Annotated in this window: 21 protein-coding genes; 10 read left to right on the top strand and 11 right to left on the bottom strand. The window is 73.0% G+C overall.

Annotation, left to right across the window (positions count from 1 at the left end; all coding sequences use genetic code 11):
* The first annotated feature begins 274 nt into the window (after positions 1–274).
* Entirely contained in the window at positions 275–1,912 is a 1,638-nt protein-coding gene (locus AB0O82_RS00765; protein WP_363579358.1) for a M4 family metallopeptidase, read from the top strand.
* A gap of 94 nt (positions 1,913–2,006) precedes the next feature.
* Here AB0O82_RS00765 and AB0O82_RS00760 read toward each other — a convergent pair whose 3' ends face one another.
* The 3 genes from AB0O82_RS00760 to AB0O82_RS00750 are packed head-to-tail and all read right to left on the bottom strand — an operon-like array spanning position 2,007 to position 4,376.
* Positions 2,007–2,483: an MFS transporter gene (locus AB0O82_RS00760; RefSeq protein WP_363579356.1), complete on the bottom strand. Its 477-nt coding sequence runs from the start codon at positions 2,481–2,483 to the stop codon at positions 2,007–2,009.
* Positions 2,484–2,496: 13 nt separating this feature from the next.
* Complete coding sequence (locus AB0O82_RS00755; protein WP_363579354.1) at positions 2,497–3,528, bottom strand: iron-siderophore ABC transporter substrate-binding protein; 1,032 nt, start codon at positions 3,526–3,528, stop codon at positions 2,497–2,499.
* A 59-nt stretch (positions 3,529–3,587) separates the two neighbouring features.
* The gene (locus tag AB0O82_RS00750; protein WP_363579352.1) at positions 3,588–4,376 is read right to left on the bottom strand and encodes a MerR family transcriptional regulator; all 789 of its coding nucleotides are present in this window, start codon (positions 4,374–4,376) and stop codon (positions 3,588–3,590) included.
* 357 nt (positions 4,377–4,733) lie between these two features.
* Here AB0O82_RS00750 and AB0O82_RS00745 point away from each other — a divergent pair, with 357 nt between their 5' ends.
* Genes AB0O82_RS00745 through AB0O82_RS00735 form a run of 3 tightly spaced genes read left to right on the top strand, consistent with a single transcriptional unit; the run spans position 4,734 to position 8,202 of the window.
* Complete coding sequence (locus AB0O82_RS00745; protein ID WP_363579350.1) at positions 4,734–6,296, top strand: NAD(P)/FAD-dependent oxidoreductase; 1,563 nt, start codon at positions 4,734–4,736, stop codon at positions 6,294–6,296.
* On the top strand, positions 6,293–7,300 hold the full coding sequence (locus AB0O82_RS00740; protein WP_363579348.1) for an alpha/beta hydrolase: 1,008 nt from the start codon (positions 6,293–6,295) through the stop codon (positions 7,298–7,300). Before AB0O82_RS00745 ends, AB0O82_RS00740 begins: the two co-directional genes overlap by 4 nt.
* Complete coding sequence (locus AB0O82_RS00735; protein WP_363579346.1) at positions 7,297–8,202, top strand: SDR family oxidoreductase; 906 nt, start codon at positions 7,297–7,299, stop codon at positions 8,200–8,202. Before AB0O82_RS00740 ends, AB0O82_RS00735 begins: the two co-directional genes overlap by 4 nt.
* A 121-nt stretch (positions 8,203–8,323) precedes the next feature.
* Here AB0O82_RS00735 and AB0O82_RS00730 read toward each other — a convergent pair whose 3' ends face one another.
* Positions 8,324–9,748, bottom strand: a complete 1,425-nt coding sequence (locus AB0O82_RS00730; protein ID WP_363579345.1) for a PLP-dependent aminotransferase family protein — start codon at positions 9,746–9,748, stop codon at positions 8,324–8,326.
* A gap of 204 nt (positions 9,749–9,952) precedes the next feature.
* Here AB0O82_RS00730 and AB0O82_RS00725 point away from each other — a divergent pair, with 204 nt between their 5' ends.
* Positions 9,953–10,549: a LysE family translocator gene (locus AB0O82_RS00725; protein WP_363579657.1), complete on the top strand. Its 597-nt coding sequence runs from the start codon at positions 9,953–9,955 to the stop codon at positions 10,547–10,549.
* Between the two features lie 64 nt (positions 10,550–10,613).
* Here AB0O82_RS00725 and AB0O82_RS00720 read toward each other — a convergent pair whose 3' ends face one another.
* From AB0O82_RS00720 to AB0O82_RS00705, 4 genes are all read right to left on the bottom strand, one after another.
* The gene (locus AB0O82_RS00720) at positions 10,614–11,627 is read right to left on the bottom strand and encodes a serine hydrolase domain-containing protein (RefSeq protein WP_363579343.1); all 1,014 of its coding nucleotides are present in this window, start codon (positions 11,625–11,627) and stop codon (positions 10,614–10,616) included.
* Positions 11,624–12,556, bottom strand: coding sequence for a hypothetical protein (locus AB0O82_RS00715; protein ID WP_363579341.1), 933 nt, complete (start codon positions 12,554–12,556; stop codon positions 11,624–11,626). Before AB0O82_RS00715 ends, AB0O82_RS00720 begins: the two co-directional genes overlap by 4 nt.
* Entirely contained in the window at positions 12,553–13,296 is a 744-nt protein-coding gene (locus tag AB0O82_RS00710; protein ID WP_363579339.1) for a hypothetical protein, read from the bottom strand. The genes AB0O82_RS00715 and AB0O82_RS00710 overlap by 4 nt, the downstream gene beginning before the upstream one ends.
* A gap of 273 nt (positions 13,297–13,569) precedes the next feature.
* Positions 13,570–13,797 (bottom strand): hypothetical protein, encoded by a 228-nt coding sequence (locus AB0O82_RS00705; RefSeq protein WP_363579337.1) that lies wholly within the window; start codon positions 13,795–13,797, stop codon positions 13,570–13,572.
* Between the two features lie 155 nt (positions 13,798–13,952).
* On the opposite strand from AB0O82_RS00705, the gene AB0O82_RS00700 reads away from it, so the two are divergent.
* Positions 13,953–14,726 carry an SDR family oxidoreductase gene (locus AB0O82_RS00700; RefSeq protein ID WP_363579335.1) on the top strand — a complete coding sequence of 258 codons (774 nt, stop codon included), beginning with the start codon at positions 13,953–13,955 and terminating at the stop codon, positions 14,724–14,726.
* A gap of 160 nt (positions 14,727–14,886) precedes the next feature.
* Positions 14,887–16,728: an ABC transporter ATP-binding protein gene (locus tag AB0O82_RS00695; RefSeq protein ID WP_363579333.1), complete on the top strand. Its 1,842-nt coding sequence runs from the start codon at positions 14,887–14,889 to the stop codon at positions 16,726–16,728.
* A gap of 92 nt (positions 16,729–16,820) precedes the next feature.
* On the opposite strand, the gene AB0O82_RS00690 is transcribed toward AB0O82_RS00695, so the two are convergent.
* Positions 16,821–17,489, bottom strand: coding sequence for a lysophospholipid acyltransferase family protein (locus tag AB0O82_RS00690; protein WP_363579331.1), 669 nt, complete (start codon positions 17,487–17,489; stop codon positions 16,821–16,823).
* A gap of 174 nt (positions 17,490–17,663) precedes the next feature.
* Here AB0O82_RS00690 and AB0O82_RS00685 point away from each other — a divergent pair, with 174 nt between their 5' ends.
* Positions 17,664–17,876 carry an EF-hand domain-containing protein gene (locus AB0O82_RS00685; RefSeq protein WP_363579329.1) on the top strand — a complete coding sequence of 71 codons (213 nt, stop codon included), beginning with the start codon at positions 17,664–17,666 and terminating at the stop codon, positions 17,874–17,876.
* Between the two features lie 88 nt (positions 17,877–17,964).
* Here AB0O82_RS00685 and AB0O82_RS00680 read toward each other — a convergent pair whose 3' ends face one another.
* Positions 17,965–20,175, bottom strand: coding sequence for a bifunctional glycosyltransferase family 2 protein/CDP-glycerol:glycerophosphate glycerophosphotransferase (locus AB0O82_RS00680; protein ID WP_363579327.1), 2,211 nt, complete (start codon positions 20,173–20,175; stop codon positions 17,965–17,967).
* 799 nt (positions 20,176–20,974) lie between these two features.
* Between AB0O82_RS00680 and AB0O82_RS00675 the strand changes: the two genes are divergently transcribed.
* Entirely contained in the window at positions 20,975–21,241 is a 267-nt protein-coding gene (locus tag AB0O82_RS00675) for a hypothetical protein (protein ID WP_063349971.1), read from the top strand.
* A 241-nt stretch (positions 21,242–21,482) separates the two neighbouring features.
* Entirely contained in the window at positions 21,483–21,929 is a 447-nt protein-coding gene (locus AB0O82_RS00670) for a YjbQ family protein (protein ID WP_350875241.1), read from the top strand.
* A gap of 87 nt (positions 21,930–22,016) precedes the next feature.
* Here AB0O82_RS00670 and AB0O82_RS00665 read toward each other — a convergent pair whose 3' ends face one another.
* Entirely contained in the window at positions 22,017–22,613 is a 597-nt protein-coding gene (locus AB0O82_RS00665; protein ID WP_363579325.1) for a DUF1990 domain-containing protein, read from the bottom strand.
* Positions 22,614–22,717: the final 104 nt, after the last annotated feature.

Genomic DNA, 22,717 nt, shown 5'->3' with positions numbered 1-22,717 from the left:
GGTGAATTGCCCCGTTTTGCCCACCACTTGAGGGCCTTGGCGAGCTGGCGGGACCTGGCCAATCGCTGAAGTAGACCTGTCAATTCACCTGCTGGATTGTCATGCTTCTGGACAGCCCCGGCGGTAGCCCCCACCCCCACCCCTTGGTGGCTCGCCGCTCGACCGCTCGGGGTTTCAGCACGTCAGCGCCCATTTCCGCCCCACAGGTGCCGACCCCGGCCCCCGGAACGCGGCGCGACCGCGTCCACACGCGGTTTCCCGGAAGGACTCGCACGTGAAGCGAAAGCTCGCAGCTGTCGCCGTACTGTCGGCCACCGCCCTGCTGACCGGTGTGATCCAGGTGAGCACCGCCGCCCAGGCCAGCCCCGTCGCCGGCCTCCAGGCCCAGGCCGACCACCAGCACGCGGCCGTGCTCGCGCTGGCCGGCGGCCAGTCCGGCCCGCTCGCCAAGGCCCTCGCCCTCGGCGAGAAGGAGCGGCTCGTCGCCAAGGACGCCGTGGTGGACAAGGACGGCACCCGGCACCTGCGCTTCGAGCGCACCTACGCCGGCCTGCCGGTGCTCGGCGGCGACCTGGTCGTCCACCAGAAGGCCAACGGCTCGGTCAAGTCGGTCGACAAGGCGGTCTCCGCCAAGCTCGCGCTGCCGAGCCTGACCCCGCAGATCCCGGCCGACCAGGCCGCCACGCAGGCCACCGGCGCGGTCAAGGCCACCGTCGGGGTCACCCTCGACGCCGACGAGTCCCCGCTGGCCGACGTGCACCAGACCGGCAAGGCCGAACTGGTGGTCTGGGCGACCGACGGCAACCCGCGCCTGGCGTACCGGACCACCGTCGAGGGCGTGCGCGCCGACGGCACCCCGAGCAACCAGGTGCTCGTCACCGACGCCGCCACCGGCAAGGTGCTGTCCACCCACGAGAAGATCCAGACCGCCGCCGGCACCGGCAAGGGCGTCTTCGTCGGCCAGGTGCCGCTCACCACCGCGCAGAGCGGCTCCAGCTACTCGCTGAAGGACGACAGCCGCGGCGGCCAGTCCACCAGCGACATGAGCAACGGAACCGCCGGCAACGGCTCGCTGTTCGCCAACACCTCCAACAACTTCGGCGACGGCACCGCCTCCAACCGCGAATCCGCCGCCGTGGACGCCCAGTTCGGCGCGGCCACCACGTGGGACTTCTACAAGAGCACCTTCGGCCGCAACGGCATCCGCAACGACGGTGTCGGCGCCGCGAGCCGCGTCCACTACGGCTCCAACTACGTCAACGCCTTCTGGGACGACAGCTGCTTCTGCATGTCCTACGGCGACGGCAACGGCGACGCCGCCCCGCTCACCGAGATCGACGTGGCCGGCCACGAGATGAGCCACGGCGTCACCGCCGCCACGGCGAACCTCAACTACTCAGGTGAGTCCGGTGGCCTCAACGAGGCCACCTCCGACATCATGGGCACGATGGTCGAGTGGTACGCCAACCTGCCCTCCAACCCGCCGAACTACTGGATCGGCGAGCTGATCAACCTGAACGGCAACGGCACCCCGCTGCGCTACATGGACCAGCCCAGCAAGGACGGCCAGTCCGCCGACTCCTGGTCCGCCGGCGTGGGCAACCTCGACGTGCACTACTCGTCGGGCGTGGCCAACCACTTCTTCTACCTGCTGTCGGAGGGCAGCGGCGCGAAGAGCATCAACGGGTTCGACTACAACAGCCCGACGGCCGACGGCTCCTCGCTCGCGGGCATCGGCCGGGACAAGGCCGCGCAGATCTGGTACCGCGCGCTGACCGTCTACTTCACCTCCACCACCGACTACGCGGGCGCCCGGGCGGGCACCCTCAGCGCGGCGGCGGACCTGTACGGCAACGGCAGCGCCGAGTACAACGCGGTCGCGGCCACCTGGACGGCGGTCAACGTCAACTGACGACCGCCTGAGTGGGCCCTGCCGAACCGTGGGTGCCGGCGGGCGGGGCCGCACGGCGGGGGCGACGGTGTGCGGACCACCGTCGCCCCCGCCGTCATGTGCGCGGGGCGCGGCGCGCGGGCGCAGCGATGCGGGGTTGGACGCCGGAACCGTCAGTCCCACCGTCAGTCCCACCGTCGGTCGGAGCGGTCGGAGCGGTCGGAGTGCGGCGGCGGTAGCGCTGTTCGGTCGCGGTGCACGCGGCGAGCAGCAAGGCCGCCGCCGCCGTGGCCGCGGTGATCGCGAACGGCGCGGCGGGCGCGAAGTGCGTGGTCGCCCAGCCGCCCAGGAAGGTGCCGGCCGATTGCGCCAGGATCAGCGCGCTGACCAGCGCAGCCATCGCCTCGCCCAGCCGGACGGCCGGCACCGTCCGCTCGGCCAGGCCGAACATCGTGATCATCTGTGGTGCGACCGCCACCCCGAGGAGGCCCACGGCAACGGTCAGGCTCCACAGGCTCCCGGTGGAGACGAGCAGGACGCAGGAGGCGGCGAACAGCAGCGCCATCCCGGCCAGCAGCAGGACGTAGGGCACGGTGAGCAGTCGCTCAGGGCGCGAGGTGCTTCCGGATCTGGTCCAGGATCAGGCCGGCCCCGGTGTAGCCGATCCCGAGCATCCACAGGCTGTCGTCGACCCGGAACACCCGGCCGGTGCGGACGGCGTCCAGGCTCTTCCACAGCGCGCCATCGGTGATCCTGCCCTGGTCGGATTTGGCCGCGTCCCCGTAGACCGAGTAGAAGATGACGTCGGCCGCCGCCTGGTCCACCTGCTCGGGGCTGATCTCGACCGAGAACCCGGGCTTGTCCTGGTTGGCGGGCCGGCCGAGCCCGAGGTCCTTGAACAGCGAGCCGACGAAGGTGTCGTTGAGGTACAGCCTGGTCGGTGCGCCCGCGAGGAAACGAGCCATCTCGACCCGGGTGGCGGCGGCCTTGGCCGGGCCGCCGAGTGCGGTGACGAGGTCCCGCGCCTTCGTCCGGTACGCCGCGTCGGCCGCTTCGGCTTCGGCCTGCCGGCCCATCGCCTCGGCGTGCAGCCGGACGTTCTCCTTCCAGGTGGGCCCGGTGGTCTTGGACAGCACGGTCGGCGCGATCTTCGTCAGTTCGTCGTACCGCTTGTCGTCGCGCACCTGGTTGCTCAGGATGAGGTCCGGCCGCAGCGCCGCGATCGCCTCCAGGTTGGGCTGCCCGATGGCGCCGACGGCCTTTGTCGTGGCCAGCCGTTCGGCGGGCAGGTAGGCCGGGAAGGGAGCGCCCTCGGTGACGGTGGTCGCGCCGACCGGCGTGAGCCCGAGGGTGACCACCGAGTCCAGCGCGTCGGTGTCCAGCGCCACCACCCGGGTGGCCCGGGCCGGTACGGTGCTCTCGCCGCGAGCGTGCCGGACGGTCCGGGGGCCGGCCCCGCTGGACCCGCTGGACCCGCTGGACCCGCCGGAACCGCCCGGCGCGCCGGGCTCACCGGTCGCGCCGGTCGAACCGGCGGACGGTGCCGGGGAGTTCGGTCCGCAGGCGGCGAGCGCGAGGCCCGGGGTGAGCCCGGCGGCGAGGCCGAGCGCGGCGCGGCGACTGAGGGGTCTGGGCATCGGCGGTTCCTCCAACGGGTGGGCAGGGCGCGGGAATCCCTGCCCTCCCGTCGGAGGGGTTACGCCTCGGTGTCGTTCTCCCGTCGCTGGCGCAGCAGTTCGTCGTACTCGGCGGGCACCCGCCGGTCCATCGCGAGGGCGAACTGCGCGTCGACGACCGTACGGGCCAGCGGCCGCACCCGCAGGATGCGTTCGGTGAGCCGGGCTGCCTCGCCGGGCGGCAGCGGGGCGTCGGCGGCGAGGGCGCCGAGCAGGTGCTCGCCGACCACGTCGATGAAGATCTCGGCGATGGCTTCCACGTGCTCCTGGGTGCGCCGGCTGGCGTCCAGCACCACGGAGAGCGGTACGCCCTCGGCGACGAGTGCGGTGGTGGCGTCCATCAGGCGGCGGCTGATGTGGGTGATCCCGTCGTCGTCGATCGTGATGTAGCCCTGGGCGATCGACTCGGCGGTGTTCTCCTCGGTGAGCTGGTCGTTGAAGACGGTCCTGAGTTCGTCCCAGTCCAGGCGCACCGGGGTCTCGTCCGACCAGGGGGCGACGATCGCGGCCTCCAGCCCGATCAGCTCGGCGACGTCCCGCCCGCTCTCGCCGGCGCCGATCAGTTCGGCGATGCCGCCCAGGGTGTGGCCGCGGTCCAGCAGTTCGCCGATCATCCGCAGCCGGGCCAGGTGCTCCTCGCCGTACCAGGCGATCCGGCCCTCCTTGCGGGGCGGCTGGAGCAGTTTGCGCTCGCGGTAGAAGCGCAGCGTCCGGCTGGTGATGCCGGCCGCCTCGGCCAGTTCCTCCACCCGGTACTCGCGTTTTCCGTCACCCGCAGCAGCTCTGACCTTGTCCACGGCGATCAGCATAGGTCCGGCACCTCCGAAGGCTCCCGGAATCCGGGTGGCCGCGCTTCTTCCATCCGGTGTCAGCAAGGGCTACCCTGCCAATCATGCCAGTAATTACTGGCGCGATTAGCGGGGCTCCGACGCCGGTCGTCGGGGAGCCCAAGGCAGTGCGCACAGCACCATGCGGAGCAGCACCAGAGCGACACCGCGGCTTCACCCGGGCGCATCAGGGCAACATCAGAGCAGCGCCAGGGCGGTACGAGAGCAGTCGAGCACAGCACGAGCACGGCGTCGTCGGCGCGCCAGGACGCGCGGCACGAGCGGGCGCCACGGTACGGCAGCGCGAAGATCATCGCCCCACCCTCAGGAGGAGGCCGCATGGCATCCAGCAGCAAGCGCCCCCGCTCCGGCACGTCCGGTGCCCCCGCGGCGGACGAGGCCGTCCCGCACGTGCGGGTGGCGGTGATCGGCTCCGGCTTCGGCGGTCTCGGCGCCGCCGTCCGGCTGCGCCGCGCCGGGATCACCGACTTCGTCGTCCTGGAGCGCGCGGACTCGGTCGGCGGCACCTGGCGCGACAACAGCTACCCCGGCTGCGCCTGCGACGTGCCCTCGCACCTCTACTCCTTCTCCTTCGCGCCCAACCCCGCGTGGCCGCGCAGCTTCTCCGGCCAGCCGGACATCCGCGCCTACCTGGAGAAGGTCGCCACCGTCTTCGGCCTCCGCCCGCACCTTCGGTTCAACACCGAAGTGCTGGAGGCGCGTTGGGAGGCCGAGCAGGTCCGCTGGCGGATCACCACCTCGGCCGGTCAGTGGACCGCGGACGCGGTGGTCTCCGCCGCCGGACCACTGGCGGACCCGCAGATCCCCGACCTGCCGGGGCTCGGCGCCTTCCCCGGCAAGGTGTTCCACTCCTCCCGCTGGGACCACGACTACGACCTGACCGGCAAGCGGGTCGCGATCGTCGGCACCGGAGCCTCCGCCGCCCAGATCATCCCGTCGATCCAGCCGAAGGTCGGCAGGTTGACGGTCTTCCAGCGCACGCCCGCCTGGGTCCTGCCGCGCCGGGACCGCGAGATCAGCCAGCTGGAGAAGTGGCTGCACGACCGCGTGCCGGTCACCGGGAAGATCCGCCGCGGCACCCTGTTCGCCCTCCGAGAGCTCCAGGTGGACGCCTTCGTGCGCCGCCCGGGAATGCTGCGCGTGGTCCAGCAACTCGCCGAACGCCACCTCGCCCAGGGCGTTCCCGACCCGGCCCTGCGCGCCAAGCTGACCCCGGACTACCGGATCGGCTGCAAGCGCATCCTGCTCAGCAACACCTACTACCCGGCGCTCGCCGCGGCCAACACCGAGGTCGTCGCCTCCGGCCTGCGCGAACTGCGCGGCTCCACCCTGGTCGCCGCCGACGGCAGCGAGCACGAGGTCGACGCCATCGTCTTCGGCACCGGCTTCCACGTCACCGACATGCCCATCGGGGCCCGGGTGTTCGGCGCCAACGGCACCAGCCTGGCGGAGGAGTGGAAGGACGGCATGGAGGCGCTGCGCGGCTCGGCCGTGCACGGCTTCCCGAACCTGTTCTTCGTGATCGGTCCCAACACCGGCCTCGGCAACAGCTCGATGATCCTGATGATCGAGTCCCAACTGAACTACCTGATCGACGCGTTGACCACGCTCAAGTCGATCGGTGCCACCGCGATGCAGCCCACCGTCCGGGCCCAGCGGCAGTGGAACCTAGAACTCCAGCACCGGATGGACCGCACCGTCTGGACCACCGGCGGCTGCCGCAGCTGGTACCTGGATCCGAACGGCAAGAACACCGTGCTCTGGCCCGGCTCCACCACCGCGTTCCGCCGCGCCACCCGCAAGGTCGACCTCGGCGAGTACGAACTGATCATGCGCGCCGGCCAGGACGCCGCCCGTACCGCGCAGGAGGTGTCCGCATGAGCGCCGCCGAGCTGCCCGCCGAGTACGTCCCGCCCGTGCCCGTCGAGGAGTTGAGCATCCGATCGGCGGACGGGATCCGGCTGCACGTCGAGGTCCACGGCCAACCCGGGGCGCCGACCGTCGTGCTCGCCCACGGCTGGACCTGCTCAACCGCCTTCTGGGCTCCGGTGATTCGCCAACTCACCGACCGCTACCGAGTGGTGGCCTACGACCAGCGCGGCCACGGGCACAGCGAGATCCCGCCGAGCCGGGTCCGCTACTCCACCCGGGCACTGGCCGAGGACCTCTCCGCCGTCCTCGCCCGGACCGTCCCGGCGGGGGAGAAGGCCGTGCTCGCCGGGCACAGCATGGGCGGGATGACCATCATGGCCGCCGGTGGCCGCCCCGAGATCGCCGACCGGACCGCCGCCGCCGTCCTGGTCTCCACCGGGCCGGGGGAGCTGGTGGCCGAACTCGCCGTGCTGCCCGAGGCGGTGCGTTCCCCGGGGCTGCGCCGCTTCCTGAACCGCCTGCTGCTGCGCTCCCGGCTGCCGCTCGGGCCGGTCTCGCCGGTCACCCGTGTCGCGCTCAAGTACGCGACCATGGGTCCGGGTTCGTCCGCCGGGCAGGTGGAGGCGACGGCCCGGATCGTGCACGCCTGCCCGACCGCCGTCCGTGCCAACTGGGCGGGCGTCCTCGACCGTCTGGACGTCCACGCCGGACTCGCCCGGCTCGCCGTACCGACCGCGGTCGTGGTCGGCACCGCGGACCGGTTGACCCCGCCGGTGCACGCGCACCGGATCGTCGCCGAACTCGCCGACCCACAGGGGCTGTTGCTGCTTCCGGGGGTCGGGCACATGGCGCCGCTGGAGCGGCCGGTGGAGGTCGCGGCCGAGATCCACCGCTTGGCCGCCGCGTACCTGTCCGCCGCGCCCGCTTCCGCCGCGCCCGCTTCCGTCTCCGCTCCTGCCCCCTCCGCCTCCTCCGCCTCTGCGCCCGTCTCCGAGAGGACCGCCGCCGCATGAACGCCATCCCGCCGTTGTCCGCGCAGGTCGTCGTCGTCACCGGGGCCGCCCGCGGGGTCGGGGCTTCGCTCGCCCGCACGCTCGCCCGGCGCGGGGCCAAGGTCGCCCTCCTGGGGCTGGAGCCGGACGAGCTCAAGGCCGTCGCGGCGCAGTGCGGCGCGGCCGCGACCAGTTGGGAGGTGGACGTCACCGACCTCGACGCGCTCGGCGACGCCGCCCGTCGGATCAAGGAGCACTACGGCCGGATCGACACCGTGGTCGCCAACGCCGGCATCGCCATCGGCGGGCCGGTGGTGGACAGCGATCACCGGGCGTTCAGCCGGGTGATCGAGGTCAACCTGCTCGGCAGCGTCGCCACGGCCAGGGCCTTCCTGCCCGCCCTCGCCGAGAGCCGGGGCTACCTGCTGCAGATCGCCTCGCTCGCCGCGCTCACTCCCGCGCCGCTGATGAGCGCGTACTGCGCCAGCAAGTCCGGGGTGGAGGCCTTCGCCCACTCGCTCCGCGCCGAGGTCGCCTACCAGGGGGTCAAGGTCGGCGTGGGATACCTGAGTTGGACCGACACCGACATGGTGCGCGGCGCCGACGAGGACGCCGTGCTCAAGCAGATGCGCACCAGGCTGCCGTGGCCGGCCAACAAGACCTACCCGCTGGAGCCCGCAGTGGAGCGGATCGTCGCCGGCATCGCCCGGAGGTCCGCCCACGTCTACGCGCAGGCCTGGCTGCGCGGCATGCAGCCGGTCCGCTGGCTGCTGCCGAGCCTGATCGCGGCGGTCGGCTCCCGCGACGTCGCCCGGATCGCGCCCCAGCTCGCCGCCACCGCCGCCTCCCGGTTGCGCGCCGTCGGTGCCGGCGGAGCTGCGGACACGGCGGTGCGGGGCGGCCGGAGCGGCGCCGTCGACTGACGGCCGTCGACTGACAACTGACAATTGACAGATTTCAACTGACGGATAACAGATAACAGATTTCAACAGCTGTTATCTGTTATCTGCCAGTTGTCCGTCCGTCCGTCCGTCTGGCTGCCCATCACTCCATCCACTCCTCCGCCGTCCCCCGCGCGATCCGCGCCAGCGTCTCCAGCGCTCGCGTCAGCACGGGCAGCGGCGGCGAGGCCAGGGCGACTCGGACGGCGGACGGGGAACGCCGGGGGTCGGCGGCGAACGCCGCCGCGGGTGTGACGGCGATGCCCGCCCGCGCCGCCGCCGCGACGAACGTCTCCGCCCGCCAGGCCGTCGGCAGCTCCCACCACAGGTAGTACGAGCAGGGGTCGGCCCGGACGTGCTGCCCCGCCAGCACCTCGCGCGCCAGCAGCTGACGCGCGACGGCGTCGGCGCGCTTGGCTGCCGCGACCTCGGCCACGGTGCCCTCCCCGATCCAGCGCACGGCCGCCTCCAGGGCGAACCCGCTGGGCGTCCAGCCACCCGAGCGCAGTGCGCCCGCGATCCGCTCGCGCAGCGCGGCGGGGACGACCGCGAACCCGGTGGTCAGCCCGGGCGCGAGCCGCTTGGAGAGGCTGTCGACGAGGACGGTGCGTTCCGGTGCGAGGCTGGCGAGGGCGGTCAGCTCCGGGCGGAGGAAGGACCAGATCGCGTCCTCGACGACCGGCAGGTCGAGGCGGCGCAGTTCCTCGGCGAGGGCGGCCGTCCGCTCGTACGGCAGGCTCCCGCCGAGCGGGTTCTGCAGCCTCGGTTGGACGTAGACGGCGCGCAGCGGCGCGGCCCGGTGGGCGGTGGCCACGGCGTCGGGCAGCAGCCCGTGCTCGTCGACGGCCAGTGGTACGAGTGTGATGCCCAGCCGCTGGGCGACGGCCTTGACCACCGGGTAGGTCAGCGCCTCCACCCCCAGCCGGTGGCCGGGCGGCACCAGCGCGGACAGTGCCGCGGCGATGGCCTGCCGGCCGTTGCCCGCGAACAGCAACTCCTCCCCGGCGATCTCCGGGTTGACCTCCTGATCCCCGCCCGAAAGGTCCCCGCCCGACCGGTCGCCGTCCATCCGATCCCCGCCCGTCCGGCGTTCGTCCGACAGCAGTGCCGCGAACGCCTGCCGGGCCGCGCCCGTCCCGGCCGCGCCCACCGGTGCGAGCGCGGCACCCAGCGCGTCGGCCCGGAGCAGCGGCGCCAGTCCGGTGGCCAGCAGTCCGGCCTGCTCGGGGACGGCGGGGTAGTTGAGTTCCAGGTCCACCGGCGCGCCGGCCGGTTCGGCGAGTGCCACCTGCCCGCCGGTTGCCCCGCCGCCGGCCCCCTGCCCGGCCCGGACGAAGGTGCCGCGCCCGACCTCCCCGGTGGTCAGTCCGCGCCGGGTCAGTTCCCGGTAGACGCGCCCGGCCGTGGAGTTGGCGATGCCCCGGCTGCGGGCGAAGGCGCGCTGGGTGGGCAGTTGCCGGCCCGGTCGCAGCCGCCCGTCGGTGATGGCGCCGGCGATCTCGTCGGCGATCAGGCGGTAGTCGTCCATCGGGGGGACCCCTCCACACGAGTTGACGGCATTGCACAGCATCGCACCGATATTGCACCGAGTGCAAAGTCATCATTGCATTGAGATCGACGCCGGGCCTAGCCTCCTCGCATGGAAGCACTGACCCCCACCGCTCCCGCCGCATCCGCCCTGTCCGCTGTGGGCGGGCACGCCGTACTCGGGATCGCCGCCGTGGCGCTCGGGATGGTGCTGACACCGGGGCCCAACATGATCTACCTGGTCTCCCGGTCGATCGCCCAGGGCCGCCGCGCCGGGCTGCTGTCGCTGATCGGGGTCGCGGCCGGCTTCCTGGTCTACCTGGCCGCGGTGACGGCGGGCGTGGCCGCCGTGTTCTCGGTGGTGCCCGCCCTCTACACCGCGATCAAGCTGGCCGGCGCCGGCTACCTGCTGTGGTTGGCCTGGAAGGCCGTCCGTCCGGGCGGTACGGCGGTGTTCGCCCCGCAGCAGCTGCCGCCGGATCCGCCGCGCCGGCTGTTCGCGATGGGCTTTCTGACCTGTCTGCTCAACCCCAAGATCGCCATCATGTACATCTCGCTGCTGCCCCAGTTCGTGGCGCCCGAGCGCGGTCACGTCGCGGTGCAGAGCCTGGTGCTGGGGCTGGCCCAGATCGTGGTGGCGGTCACCGTCAACGGGCTGATCGCGGTGAGCGCGGGAGGCATCGCGTCCTTCCTCAACCGCCGTCCCGCCTGGCTGCGGATCCAGCGCTACGCGATGGGGACGGTCCTCGGCGGCCTCGCCGTCCACATCGCCGCCGACCGCGCCAAAGCCGTGGCAGCCTAGGCCCGTCGCCTCGGCCCGCAGTGCCGCGATGCCGCAGCGCCGCAGTGCCGCACCCCCCAGGGTCCTAAGCCGCCCGCAGCACCTCGTACGCCGCCTGTAGGAAACGCCCGTCCAGCGACGGCCCGGTGTTGGCCAGGGCCGCCACCGCGGCCGACGCCTGGGGCGAGAACCCGACGAAGGCGGTGAACCCCCGGGTCGCCCCGGCGTGGAAGTACAGGTCGCGCCCGCCCGGGCGGCGGTGGTTCCACACCAGGCACAGCTCGTCCGTCGAGCGCGGCAGCCGCAGCCGCGGTCGCTGGACCTCGCGCAGCGCGGCCGCCAACTCGCCGTGGCCACCGCCGAGATGCGCCCTCAGGTAGCGCAACAGGTCGGCCCCGCTCGCCCGGAGCGCGCCGGCCCCCGGCAGTCCGGGGATGTGCCAGGGTGGCAGTTCCTGCCCGCGCCGGTACCCGACCGCCCGCCCCGGCGGGTCCGCCGTACAGGTGGTGGCACCGAGGCCCAGCGGTCGGAGGACCCGTTCGGCGAGCAGTTCCCCATAGGGCGACCCGCCCGTCTCGGAGAGCACCCGACCGAGCAGTGCGACGCCGTAGTTGGAGTACCGGTACCGGCTGCCGGGCCTGCACCGTACGGTGGTTCGGGCCACCCCTGCCCTCAACTGCTCGTCCCCGAACGCGACGTACGGATTGGTGAACCAGGTCGGTACGGCGCGCGCGGCCAGTCCGGGCGGCAGCCGGGGCAGGCCCGAGGTGTGGGTGGCCAGGTGCAGCAGCCGGATCGGCTCGGGGGAGCGGACGGTCACCGGGCGCCAGCAGTCCGGCAGGCGGCGTTCCACCGTGTCGTCCAGGGAGACGTCTCCGCGCGCGGCCATCTGTGCCAGCAGCAGCGCGGTGAAGGTCTTGCTGACCGAACCGAGTTCGAAGACGGTGTCCGGCGAGCACGCGGCCGTCCGCCCGTGCCCGAGCCGCCCGTGGCAGCGCACCTCCTCCGCGTCCCCGCGCGCGACGGCGACCGTGACGGCGCTGGCGTACGGCCCGGCCGCGCGCACCACCTCCGCGACCGCCGGACCCAGCCCGTTCACGCGACCGCCGTGGTGGCCCCGAGCGCCCGGGCGAGCGTGATGCCACCGGCCACCACCGCGACGACGGCGGTGTGCTGGTGGTCCTGGAACGCCTGCGCGCGGTCCTCGTCGACCGGGTCGGCGTCGCGCGGCAGCAGGCCGTCCTCGTGCTGGACGGCGGCCAGCGCGTCCCAGCCCTGCCGCCCGGTGGCCGGCTCACCGATGCACGCGTCGACCACGAGGAGTTCGGCGGCGAGGTCCCACTGGCCGATCTCCAGCCAGATGTCGAGCCAGGCCGGCAGCCAGTCGCGCACGTGGTCGCGCATCGGCTCCGGCAGGCCGTCCGGGCGGGCGCCCCAGTCCGTGAGGTGGAAGACGGTGTGGGTGATGTCGTAGCCGGTCATCCAGTTGACGGCCCACGGCTCGGGCGTGGCGCCCAGCCAGGTGCCGGCGGCGAGTGCGGCCCAGTCCGGCTGGTGGGCGAGCCCGATGACCCGTCGGGCGTTGGCGACCCCCAGGCGCCGGTTGGGGTGGATCTCCTCGGCGTGCGCGGCCCGCAACCGGCTGAGCGAATCGAGCAGTTCCTCCAGCGCCGGGTGGCGGTAGCCGGCCCGGGCGAAGTGGGCGTAGGTCTCCAGCGGGTCGGTCATGGTGAAGTGGCGCAGCTGCCGCTCGTACAGCAGGTCGCCCTCGCGCAGTTGCGCCCAGGCGTGGTCGAGCAGCTCGCGTGCGGTGCGGGCCTCGGTGGGCCCGGTGACGCCGTCGCGCAGGATCAGCGAAGCGGCCAGCGCGATCTCGCCGAGCGGCTTGTAGGCGTCGTCGGGGTCGGAGAGGTCGACCACGGTGTTGTCCGGGATCCGGCCGAGGCCGTCGGCGTGGGAGGCGTGCAGCCAGGCCAGCGCGCGGGAGGCGAGCCGCTGCGCGGTGGCGAGGACGTGGGTGTCGGTCATCGGACCCGGCTCCGTCGGTCGGTCGGCGGACGGGAGGAGCGGTCGAGCAGTCGACGGGCGACGGCCAGCTCGAGTCCGGTGCGGGCGCTACCGTTGCCGGCCAGCCGGATGCGTTCCAGGACGGGCTCGACCTCCAGCCGCAGCGGCCGGCCCTCGGCACCGGCCCAGGCGAGCCAGCGGGCGAGCCGGGCGGCGGTGGGGAGGCCGCGGCGCAGCATGGAGCGGACGGTGCCGCGGGCAAGGGCCAGGGTGTGCGCGCGGGCGGTGTCGTGCACCGGGCCGTCGAGCCCGGGCAGTGCCAGGACGGACAGCTGGGCCATCCGTACCGACCAGGTCTGCCAGCCGACGGCCTCCGGGCCCGGAGGCGGCACGGGCGGCGGGGCACCGGTTCCGTACGGCGTGCGGGCGAGCACCTGCCCGGCCGCCCAGTCCTGCCATGCGATCACCAGCGCGGCGTCGGCCGAGGCCGCTGCCGAGTCCGGTGCCGGAAAGGCCTGCCGCGCCTCGGCCAGCAGTACGGAGGTGGGCCCGTCGGGCGCGGCCCCGGAGAGTAGTTGCGGGGCGAAGAGGTCCGCGCCGAGCACCCGCAGCGCGGCCAGTGTCGGGCGCGGCACGGCGCTGTCCGGGTCCGCGATCGCGGCTGTGCCTCCGTCGCCCCGGAGGGCGTCGAGGGTCCGGCGCGCCACCCGTTCGACGGCTGCGGCGTACTCGTCGCGCAGTGGCGTCTCGGCGAAGGGCATCGGTGGTGTTCCTCCTGGTCGGGGAGCCCCCGGCGGGCGGCCTCGCGGGCGTGGGTTCGCGCGGACGGGCTCACGGGCGCGAGTTCACGCGGACGGACTCACGAGCGTGGGCTCACGAGCGTGGGTTCGCGCGGACGGTTCACGAACTCGGGCTCACGAGCCCTCGTCAGGCCCGCCGAGGAGCCGGGGAAGGGGTGGGCCGGTCCACGTCGGTGGACCGGCCCCGCGATCGGGCCGCCCGGCTACCGGGTCGGTGATCGGGTCGCCCGGCTGCTAGCGGGTCGACTTCTCCTTCGGCGGCTTCGGCGACAGCAACAGCGCCAGCAGCAGGAGTCCGAGGGCTTCGGGCGAGTACGTGGGCGCGTCGGACACGACGGCCTCGTCCTCCACCATCAGGCTCGCGAGTGTGTCCGTCTCGGCGCGCGTCGCGGTCGCCGCGGTCGGCGTGGTCGTGGCGGTCGGCGTGGTCGTGGCCTTGTGGGTCCGGCAGTGAGTAAGCATCAGAAGTGCCTCCTCAGTTGAGCGTCACCGCCCGGTCGGGCGATGCCCCCGTCCGAACGGTACGGGCGCGGTCCGGTACCTGCATCCGCAGATGGCCGGCAGGGATAGTCCGTTCGGAGTGGGCGCGGCTGCGGTGAGTCGGTACCGTCGGGGGCATGACCACAGCCTTGATCACCGGCGCGACCGCCGGCATCGGAGCCGCGTTCGCCCGCCGGCTCGCCCGCAGCGGCTACCAGCTCGTCCTGGTGGCCCGGGACACCGGGCGCCTGGAGCGTGCGAGCGCCGACCTGCACGCCGAGCACGGAATCGAGGTGGAGGTGCTGACCGCCGACCTCGCCACCGACGAGGGCATCGCGGCCGTCGAGGCCCGGCTCGCCGACTCCGCCCGCCCGGTGGACCTGCTCGTCAACAACGCCGGTTTCGGCAACAAGGGCGCGTTCGGGACCGTCCCGCTCCAGGACGAGCTGGACATGCTGAAGGTGCACATCGAGGCGATCCTGCGGCTGACCACGGCGGCCCTGCCGGGGATGCGCGAGCGCGGTCGCGGCGCGGTCGTGAACGTCGCCTCGGTGGCGGCGTTCCTGCCGCGCGGCACGTACGGGGCGAGCAAGGCGTGGGTGGTGAGTTTCACCCAGGGCGTGCTGCGCGACCTCGGTGGCACCGGAGTGCGGATGATGGCGCTCTGCCCGGGCTTCACCCGCACCGAGTTCCACCAGCGGGCCGGCATGGGCACCGGCAACATCCCGGCCTGGTCCTGGCTCTCGGCCGAGCGGGTGGTGGCGGAGGCGATGCGCGACCTGGCCCGGGGCCGCTCGTTGTCCGTGCCGGGCAAGCGCTACAAGGCGGTGGTGGCCCTCGCCCGCCTGTTGCCCTCCGGTCGGCTGGGCGGCCTGTCCTCGAAGGCGGCGCGCAGCTACCGGACGAACTGACGCGGTCGGGGCGGCCGGAGCATTCGGGGCGGCCGGACGGTAGGCCGGGCGGTCGCGGCGCCGTGGGAATAGATCCAGCCTCACTATTAGCTAGTCTAACTATGAGCTATTCTCGCTATGCTGGCGGCCGTCCGACCGCCCCACCCACGGAGGTTTGCCCTTGAGACCCACCACCATCAACTGGACCCCGCCCGAACGCGCCCAGGGCGAGCCCCGCCCGCCGGCCCAGTGGCGGCGCATCCTCGCCCTCTTCCGCCCGTACACGGGCCGCCTCACCGTCGTCGGGCTGCTGGTGGCCGCCTCCGCCGTGGTGTCGGTGGTCTCGCCGTTCCTGCTCAAGGCGGTCCTGGACACCGCGATCCCGCAGGGCCGCACCGGGCTGCTCAGCCTGCTCGCGCTCGGCATGGTTCTCGCGGCCGTGGTGAACAGCATCTTCAACGTCCTGCAGACGCTGATCTCCACCACCGTCGGCCAGCGCGTCATGCACGACCTGCGCACCGCCGTCTACAGCCACCTGCAACGGCAGTCGCTGGCGTTCTTCACCCGCACCCGCACCGGCGAGGTGCAGTCCCGGATCGCCAACGACATCGGCGGCATGCAGTCCACCGTGACGTCCACCGCGACCAGCCTGGTCTCCAACTTCACCGCGGTGATCGCCTCCGTGGTCGCCATGGTCGCGCTCGACTGGCGGCTCACCGTCGTCTCGCTGCTGCTGCTCCCGCTGTTCGTCTGGATCAGCCGGCGGGTCGGCAACGAGCGCAAGAAGATCACCACCGAGCGGCAGAAGCAGCTGGCCGCGATGAGTTCGGCGGTCCAGGAGTCGCTGTCGGTCAGCGGCATCCTGCTCGGCCGCACGATGGGCCGTTCCGACTCGCTCGCCCGTGAGTTCACCGGGCAGTCCGACCAGTTGGCCGACCTCGAAGTGCGGGCCAGCATGGCCGGGCGCTGGCGGATGAACACCATCCAGATCGTCATGGCCGCGATGCCCGCGGTCATCTACTGGGCGGCGGGGCTGTCCGCGGCGGGCGGCGCGCCGATCGTCTCGGTCGGCACCCTGGTCGCCTTCGTCACCCTCCAGCAGGGCCTGTTCCGCCCGACCGTCAGCCTGCTCTCCACCGGCGTGGACGTGCAGACCTCGCTCGCGCTCTTCCAGCGCATCTTCGAGTACCTCGACCTGCCGGTGGAGATCGCCGAGCCGCCGAAGCCGCGGAACCTGACCGACATCCGCGGCGAGGTCCGCTTCGAGGACGTCGACTTCCGCTACGACCCCGCGCAGGAGCGGCCGACGCTCTCCGGGGTCGAACTCAAGGTCCCGGCCGGGAGCTCGCTGGCCGTGGTCGGTGAGACGGGCTCCGGCAAGACCACGCTCAGCTACCTCGTCCCGCGTCTGTACGACGTCACCGGCGGCCGGGTCACCATCGACGGCGTGGACGTGCGCGAACTGTCCTTCGACACGCTGGCCCGCGCGGTCGGCGTGGTCTCCCAGGAGACCTACCTCTTCCACGCCTCGGTCGCCGAGAACCTGCGCTTCGCCAAGCCGGAGGCCACCGACGCCGAACTGGTCGAAGCCGCCCGGGCCGCGCAGGTCCACGAGACCATCGCCGCCCTGCCGGACGGCTACGACACCCTGGTCGGCGAGCGCGGCTACCGCTTCTCCGGCGGCGAGAAGCAGCGCCTCGCGCTCGCCCGGACGATCCTGCGCAACCCGCCGGTGCTGATCCTCGACGAGGCCACCAGCGCGCTCGACAACCGCACCGAACAGGCCGTCCAGCAGGCCGTGGACACCCTGGCCGCCGGCCGCACCACCATCACCATCGCGCACCGGCTCTCCACCGTCCGGGGCGCCGACCAGATCGCCGTCCTCGACCACGGTGAGGTGGTCGAACTCGGCACCCATGAGGAACTGGTGGAGCTGGACGGCCGCTACGCGGCGCTGCTGCGCCGGGAGGCGCCGGAGCCGGCCGTCGTCGTACCGGAGCCGGCCGCGCTCGGACACGTGTGAGCGCCCGAGCGGGTGCGGCGAGGCGTGATGTGGCGGGGTGTGACGTAGCGAGGTGTGGCGGGGTGTGATGCGGTGCGGCGCGCGGCCGGGGCCTACGCGGCCTTCGGCGCCTCGTTGTAGCTCTCCGCGACCTCCTGGCCGGAGAGCCGCTGGATCGCCGCCATCACCTCGTCGGTCACCTGTCGACGGGCCTTCAGCGAGCGGGCCTGCCCGTGCAGCTCGTCGAAGTGCAGCGGCTCGCCGAACCGGACGGTCACCTTCTTGATCCGCGGCACCCGCTTGCCGACCGGCAGGATCTGCTCAGGCCCCTCCAGCGCCACCGGCACCACCGGTACGCCCGCGGTCAGCGCCAGCCAGGCGACGCCCGTCTTGCCCCGGTAGAGCCGGCCGTCCAGCGACCGGGTGCCCTCGGGGTAGATGCCGAAGGCCTTGCCGTCCTCCAGGATCTCCAGCGCCGACTCCAGCGAGGCCTGAGCGGAACGGTAGGTGCCGCGCTCGACCGGCACCGCGCCGATCGCCTCGAAGAAGTCCTTGGAGAGCCGGCCCTTGAGCCCCGTTCCGGTGAAGTACTCGGCCTTGGCGAGGAAGTGGACCCGGCGCGGGGCGGTGAGCGGGATCACCACGCTGTCGATGAAGGACAGGTGGTTGCTGGCCAGGATGACCCCGCCCTTGCGCGGCACGTTCTCGATGCCCTCGATGGTCGGCCGCCAGATGCCGCGTGAGACGGGTTTCAGCACCAGCCTGGTGGCGAGATCGAGCATGGTCCCTCCCTGGACGAACGATCGCCCGGGAGGAGCCCGGGCCTGCAATCAGATCCGCAGACTACGACAACCACCCCCGCGGCCGTCCACTCCCGGCGACCGTGGCGCGCACCACGGCCGGGTAGGGTACGCCCGTCCGAACAGAGCACAACCCCGCAGTACCAGGAGGGCACGATGGAGACCACCGAGGCGATCAAGGCCATGTTCGACCGTTTCGACAAGAACGGCGACGGCAAGATCACTCCGGCCGAATACGCGCTGGTCGCGAACGAGATGGGCGACCACGACGTGACGCTGTCGATGGCCGAGGCCCTGATCCACGCCATGGACACCCACCACCAGGGCTTCCTGACCTTCGACGAGTTCCTGGCCGCCCGCCAGCGCTGAGCGTGCCGACGGGTCCGGTCGCCGTACCGGCGGCGCCGGGCCCGGTGCTACCCGGCTCCTCAGGGCTCCGGGAGCGCCGCGCGACGCCTCAGGACTCCACCGGGAACACCCGGCGCACCACCCGCTCCGCCGCCCCGCCGTCGTCCCACGGGCAGAACCGCGCCCGGAAGCGCGCCCGCGCGGCCGGCTCCGGATCGCCCGCCAGCAGCGCCTTCGCCAGCCCGTCCGGGTCCACCGTGACGGCCCCCGGCGGCTGCTCGAACAGGTCGAAGTAGACGCCGCGCACCCGCTGGTACTCCTCCCAGTCCGGCGCGAAGATCACGACCGGCCGGTCCAGCACCGCGTAGTCGAACATCATCGACGAGTAGTCCGTCACCAGCGCGTCCGCCGCGAGGTAGAGGTCCTCCACGGTCGGGTGGGCCGAGACGTCGACGATCGCGGCCGAACCCTCGCCCGCCGCCAGGTCGCCCGGGCCGCCGGTGTGGAAGTAGTGCGTGCGCACCAGCAGGGTGAAGTCCGGGCCCAGCCGCCGGGCCAGCTCCCGGACGTCCAGCAGCGGCACGTAGCCGCCCTGGTCGCCGCGGTGGGTCGGGGCGTACAGCACGGCCGTGGTGTCCGGCCGCAGCCCGAACCGCTCGCGCACGGCCCGCACTTCGTCCGGTGTGGTGTTGGCCAGCCGGTCGTTGCGCGGGTAGCCGGTGTCCAGCATCTCGTACCGGCCGGGGAAGGCTCGGGTGAAGTGCTCGCTGGTGTGCGGGTTGGAGGAGACCAGGAAGTCCCAGCGGTCGACGGCCTCCTGGAGCCGGTCGAAGTCCATCCCCTCGGCGGCTTCGGGGCGTTCGCGCAGGTCCATGCCCATCGCCTTGAGCGGGGTGCCGTGTTGGGTCTGCACGTGCACGGTGCCCGCCCGCTTCGCCATCGTGCGCGGGAAGTTGACGTTGTTGACGAAGTACTTGGCGGTCGCCATCGCCTTGAGGTAGGCCGGGGTGTTGACGATCACGTACCGCACGCCGGGCGGCATGGCCGCGGCCTGCTTGCGGTTCTCCACCACCCACACGCCCCGGATCTGCGGCGCCAGCTCCCTGGCCTTCTCGTAGATCGCCGCCGGGCTGCACGCGTAACCCCGGTGCCAGTACGCCGCGTAGACCGCCAGGTGCTCGTCCAGCGGCAGCCGGCGGAAGGCGTTGTACGCGGTGAACCGGGCGCCGCTGCGCACGCCCTTCTTCACGGCCGGGGCCACCGCCCGTGCCCCGCGCTTGAGTTCGCGCGGCAGCTGCCCGGTGCGGCGCAGCTCCGCGTACGCGATCCGGGCGCCGCGCGCGGCCAGCCGGTACTGCACGCCGCGCACGCCGCCGGGGTAGCGGTAGCCGGTCGGGCGGTGCCGGGCGAAGTGCCGGGCGATCTGGCGGAAGAAGTCCTTGCGCCGGTCGACGGGGACCAGCCCGGGGGTGTCGTAGACGTTCAGCGCCTGTCGGACGGTCCGGTCGAAGACCAGGGTGCGCAGCGCGTCGGGGACGGGCCGACCGGGGCGGTCCGGGCGGTCCAGGAAGGCGAAGATCGCGTCGTACTGGGCGAACACGTCGGCGTGCTTGGGGGAGGCGGTGGCGGTGATCGCGCCGTCCCGGCCGCGCCGGTAGAAGTAGCAGGGGCGGTCGAGGTAGCGCAGCCGCTCGGCGGCCAGCAGCGCGGGGTAGGTGACCGAGATGTCCTCGTAGTAGCCGCGGCCGAAGGAGACGCCGAGGCCCTCCAGGAAGGCGCGGCGGAACACCTTGTTCCAGACCGACATCACGGTCTGGAACAGCGCCGGGTGCTCGGCCAGCGTGCACCCCTCGACCAGCGGGGAGTCGGCCAGCACGTGGCGCCAGGGGTTCGGCTCGGTCCCGCCGTCCGGGTAGACGTGGGTGAAGCCGGTGAGCAGGACGTCGGCGGGCGCCTCGGTACCGCGCTGCCGCTCCTGCTCCCGCTCCAGTTCGTCCAGGATCGCGCCCACCGTCCGCTCGGGCAGCCAGTCGTCGCTGTCCACGAACCAGACGTACTCGCCGCGCACCTGCGCCAAGGCGGCGGTGCGGGCGCCGCCGAGGCCCTGGTTCTCGGTGAGGTGCAGGACCCGAAGTCGGGGATCGCGGGCCGCGTAGGCGTCCAGGATCGCGCCGGAGCCGTCGGGGGAGAGGTCGTCGACCGCGATCACCTCGAAACGGGACTCCGTGGCGGGGGTGTCGCCGAGGATCGAGTCGAGGCAGCGCGGCAGGAACCGCTCCACGCCGTGGACCGGGAGCACGATGCTGAGGAGGAGGGGCACGCTGGCCGAGTCTACCGATCCACCGGGTGCGACCTGCGGGGACGTCCGGCCGGAGTGATCGGTCGAGGTGACCGGCCGGGCTGACCGGTTGCCGTGGAGCCGTGGCCACGGTCGCCCCTGAGCCCGGAACCGCCGGTGCCGGGCCCTGAACGGGGCGGCACCGGCAGCCTGGCGGCGGCCCGGCCGACCCTCTACGGCCGGCCGCCTTTCCGGGCAGCTCGCGAGCCTGGCCACCGCAGCGTCGAGGCGGCCGGGCAGTGGCTCGCGGGAGCCGGAGTTCTTCATCACTCGAACACGCACCCGGGTGCGATGCGGGCGCGCACGTGTTCTCACAGATATTGCTTGGAGGATTGCCGGGAGTCAATCCCTCGAATGTGTTCACTTCATGAAGCCTGGAGGTGTCGACCGGTCGCTTTGTCGATGGCCCCGGCTGTCCCCTATATCCACCGCGGCATCCGCGTCGTGTCCACCGCCGCATCCCTCATGGCTCTCGGGCGGACCGGCGGGCCGCCCGCGGGACCACCGGCAGGACCGTCCGCAGGGACGCGTGCGGGGTCGCGTGCGCCCGGCGCGCGCCGCGTGGCCGGGCGCCGTGCCCGTGCCCCGGGTACTGCTGACAGATGGCCGGTCGTGCACCATCATTGATGCCTAGTCGTGATCGGCCTGGTGGCCCCTGGTGCATCGTCAGTTGACGCCGCACGATACGGTGGCACAACACCAAGGACGGTTGCGCGAAGGCCGTCCATCGCGGATAGTCTTCGCCTCACGGCCCTGGCGCCTCGTAGGGGTGGGAAAACTGATGGAACACATGCAAGTGCGGACTCGGCCCCGCGTGCCGGCGATCCAGTGCGGTGTCGGCACGACCGGCCGTCGGATCGACCGACACCTGGCCGTGCTCGGCGCGCCCGCGCTCCCGGCGGTGGACACCGCCGAGGCGCTCGGGTTGATAAGGGAGCTGACGCCGCGCGGCGCGGACGCCCCGACGGCCAAGCGTCGTCACGCGCGGATCTCGCTGCTGACGCCACTGCGCCGGCTGCGGCGAAGCCTCTTCGGCGGGCGCGGCTAGCGCCCGTCGGCTCGGGGCCCACGGCTCCGCGGCCCGGGGCCTCCCGGGCCACCCGATGCGGATCGGGACCCCGACCCGGCGGACCACACGGACCGTCGGGTCTTCGGCGTACCCGGCTCCGGGGCCGCCCCGGCTGGACCGATGTGGTCTAAACCTTTCACCCTAGTGCACCTCGCCGCCCCCACAGGCGGAGTCGGCGAGGTGCTGCGCGAGGCCCGCCGAGGTGGGTCAGGATGGCGCCATGGCGGACAACATCCACTCCACCCACCAGGGCCTCTTCCAGACCACCACCTTCGAGATCACCACCGGCAGCCGAGAGGTCGCGCTCGACATCACCGACCGCTGTGCCGCGTTCCTCACCGAACGGGCCGCCGGCCGCGACGGCCTGCTCAACGTCTTCGTCCCGCACGCCACCGCGGGAATCGCCGTCCTGGAGACCGGATCCGGCAGCGACGACGACTTCCTCGCCACCCTGCGCGAACTGCTCCCCGCCGACGACCGCTGGCGCCACCGGCACGGCAGCCCCGGCCACGGCCGGGACCACGTGGTGCCCGGCCTGGTCGCCCCGCACGCCACCCTGCCGGTGATCGGCGGCCAGCTGGCGCTCGGCATCTGGCAGTCCGTGGTGCTGATCGACACCAACGGTGACAATCCACGCCGGACCGTGCGGCTCTCCTTCTTCGGCTGATCCGGCTCCCTCGGCCGAGGCTCCTTCGGCCGACACTCCTTCGGCCAGGACTTCTTCGGCCGACACTCCTTCGGCTGACTCGACGCTCTACTCGACGGCGGGACCGGCCGGGCCCGCGGGCCCGGCCGGCTCGGCCACGGCGACGGCGGCGGCCACCGCGGCCAGGTAGCGCTCGATCGCCAGGTACTGGCAGAGCAGCGCGACCGGCCGGCCCAGCCGCGCGTACCAGGCGGTCAGCCGAGAGAACGCCGACACCTCGAACCACACCTCGCCGGCGGCGTCCATGGACACCAGGAACGCCTCTTCGCCGCACTCCGGGTGCCCGGGGAGCGTGCCGTACGCGAAGCCGATCCGGTCCGGCTCCTCGACCGTCCACACCACCCGGCACGGGATCACCAGCCGGGGCCACCGGCCGCCCGGCAGGCTCAGCCGCAGCAGCACCGTCGACCCCGGCTCGGCCGGCGCGTGCGGGTACACGGCGAAGCCGGTGCCCAGCTGGCTTCCCCAGCCGAGCACGTACCGCCCGGCCCGGGCCAGCACCTGCGGCCCGCGGCCCAGGTGCACCCGCCGCCGCAGGTGCGCGTAGCCGTCCGGCAGCGGGCCGCCGCGGGTGGCGCCGACCTCGGGGTAGGAGGGCGCGGTGGCGCGGGCGGCGAGCAGGCGCCGCTGGAGGTCGGTGGCCATGCGGTCACCGTAGCCGGGCGTCGCGGGCCCGCCGCCGGCGGGTCGCCCGGGGCGGAGGGGGGCGGGGCGTGGGGCGGGGCGGTCCGGCGCTCGGGTCGGGCTCG

Origin of the sequence: Kitasatospora sp. NPDC088264, assembly GCF_040685715.1 — a bacterium.
Classification (GTDB): Bacteria; Actinomycetota; Actinomycetes; order Streptomycetales; family Streptomycetaceae; genus Kitasatospora.
This window is presented reverse-complemented; position numbering and strand designations above follow the sequence as displayed.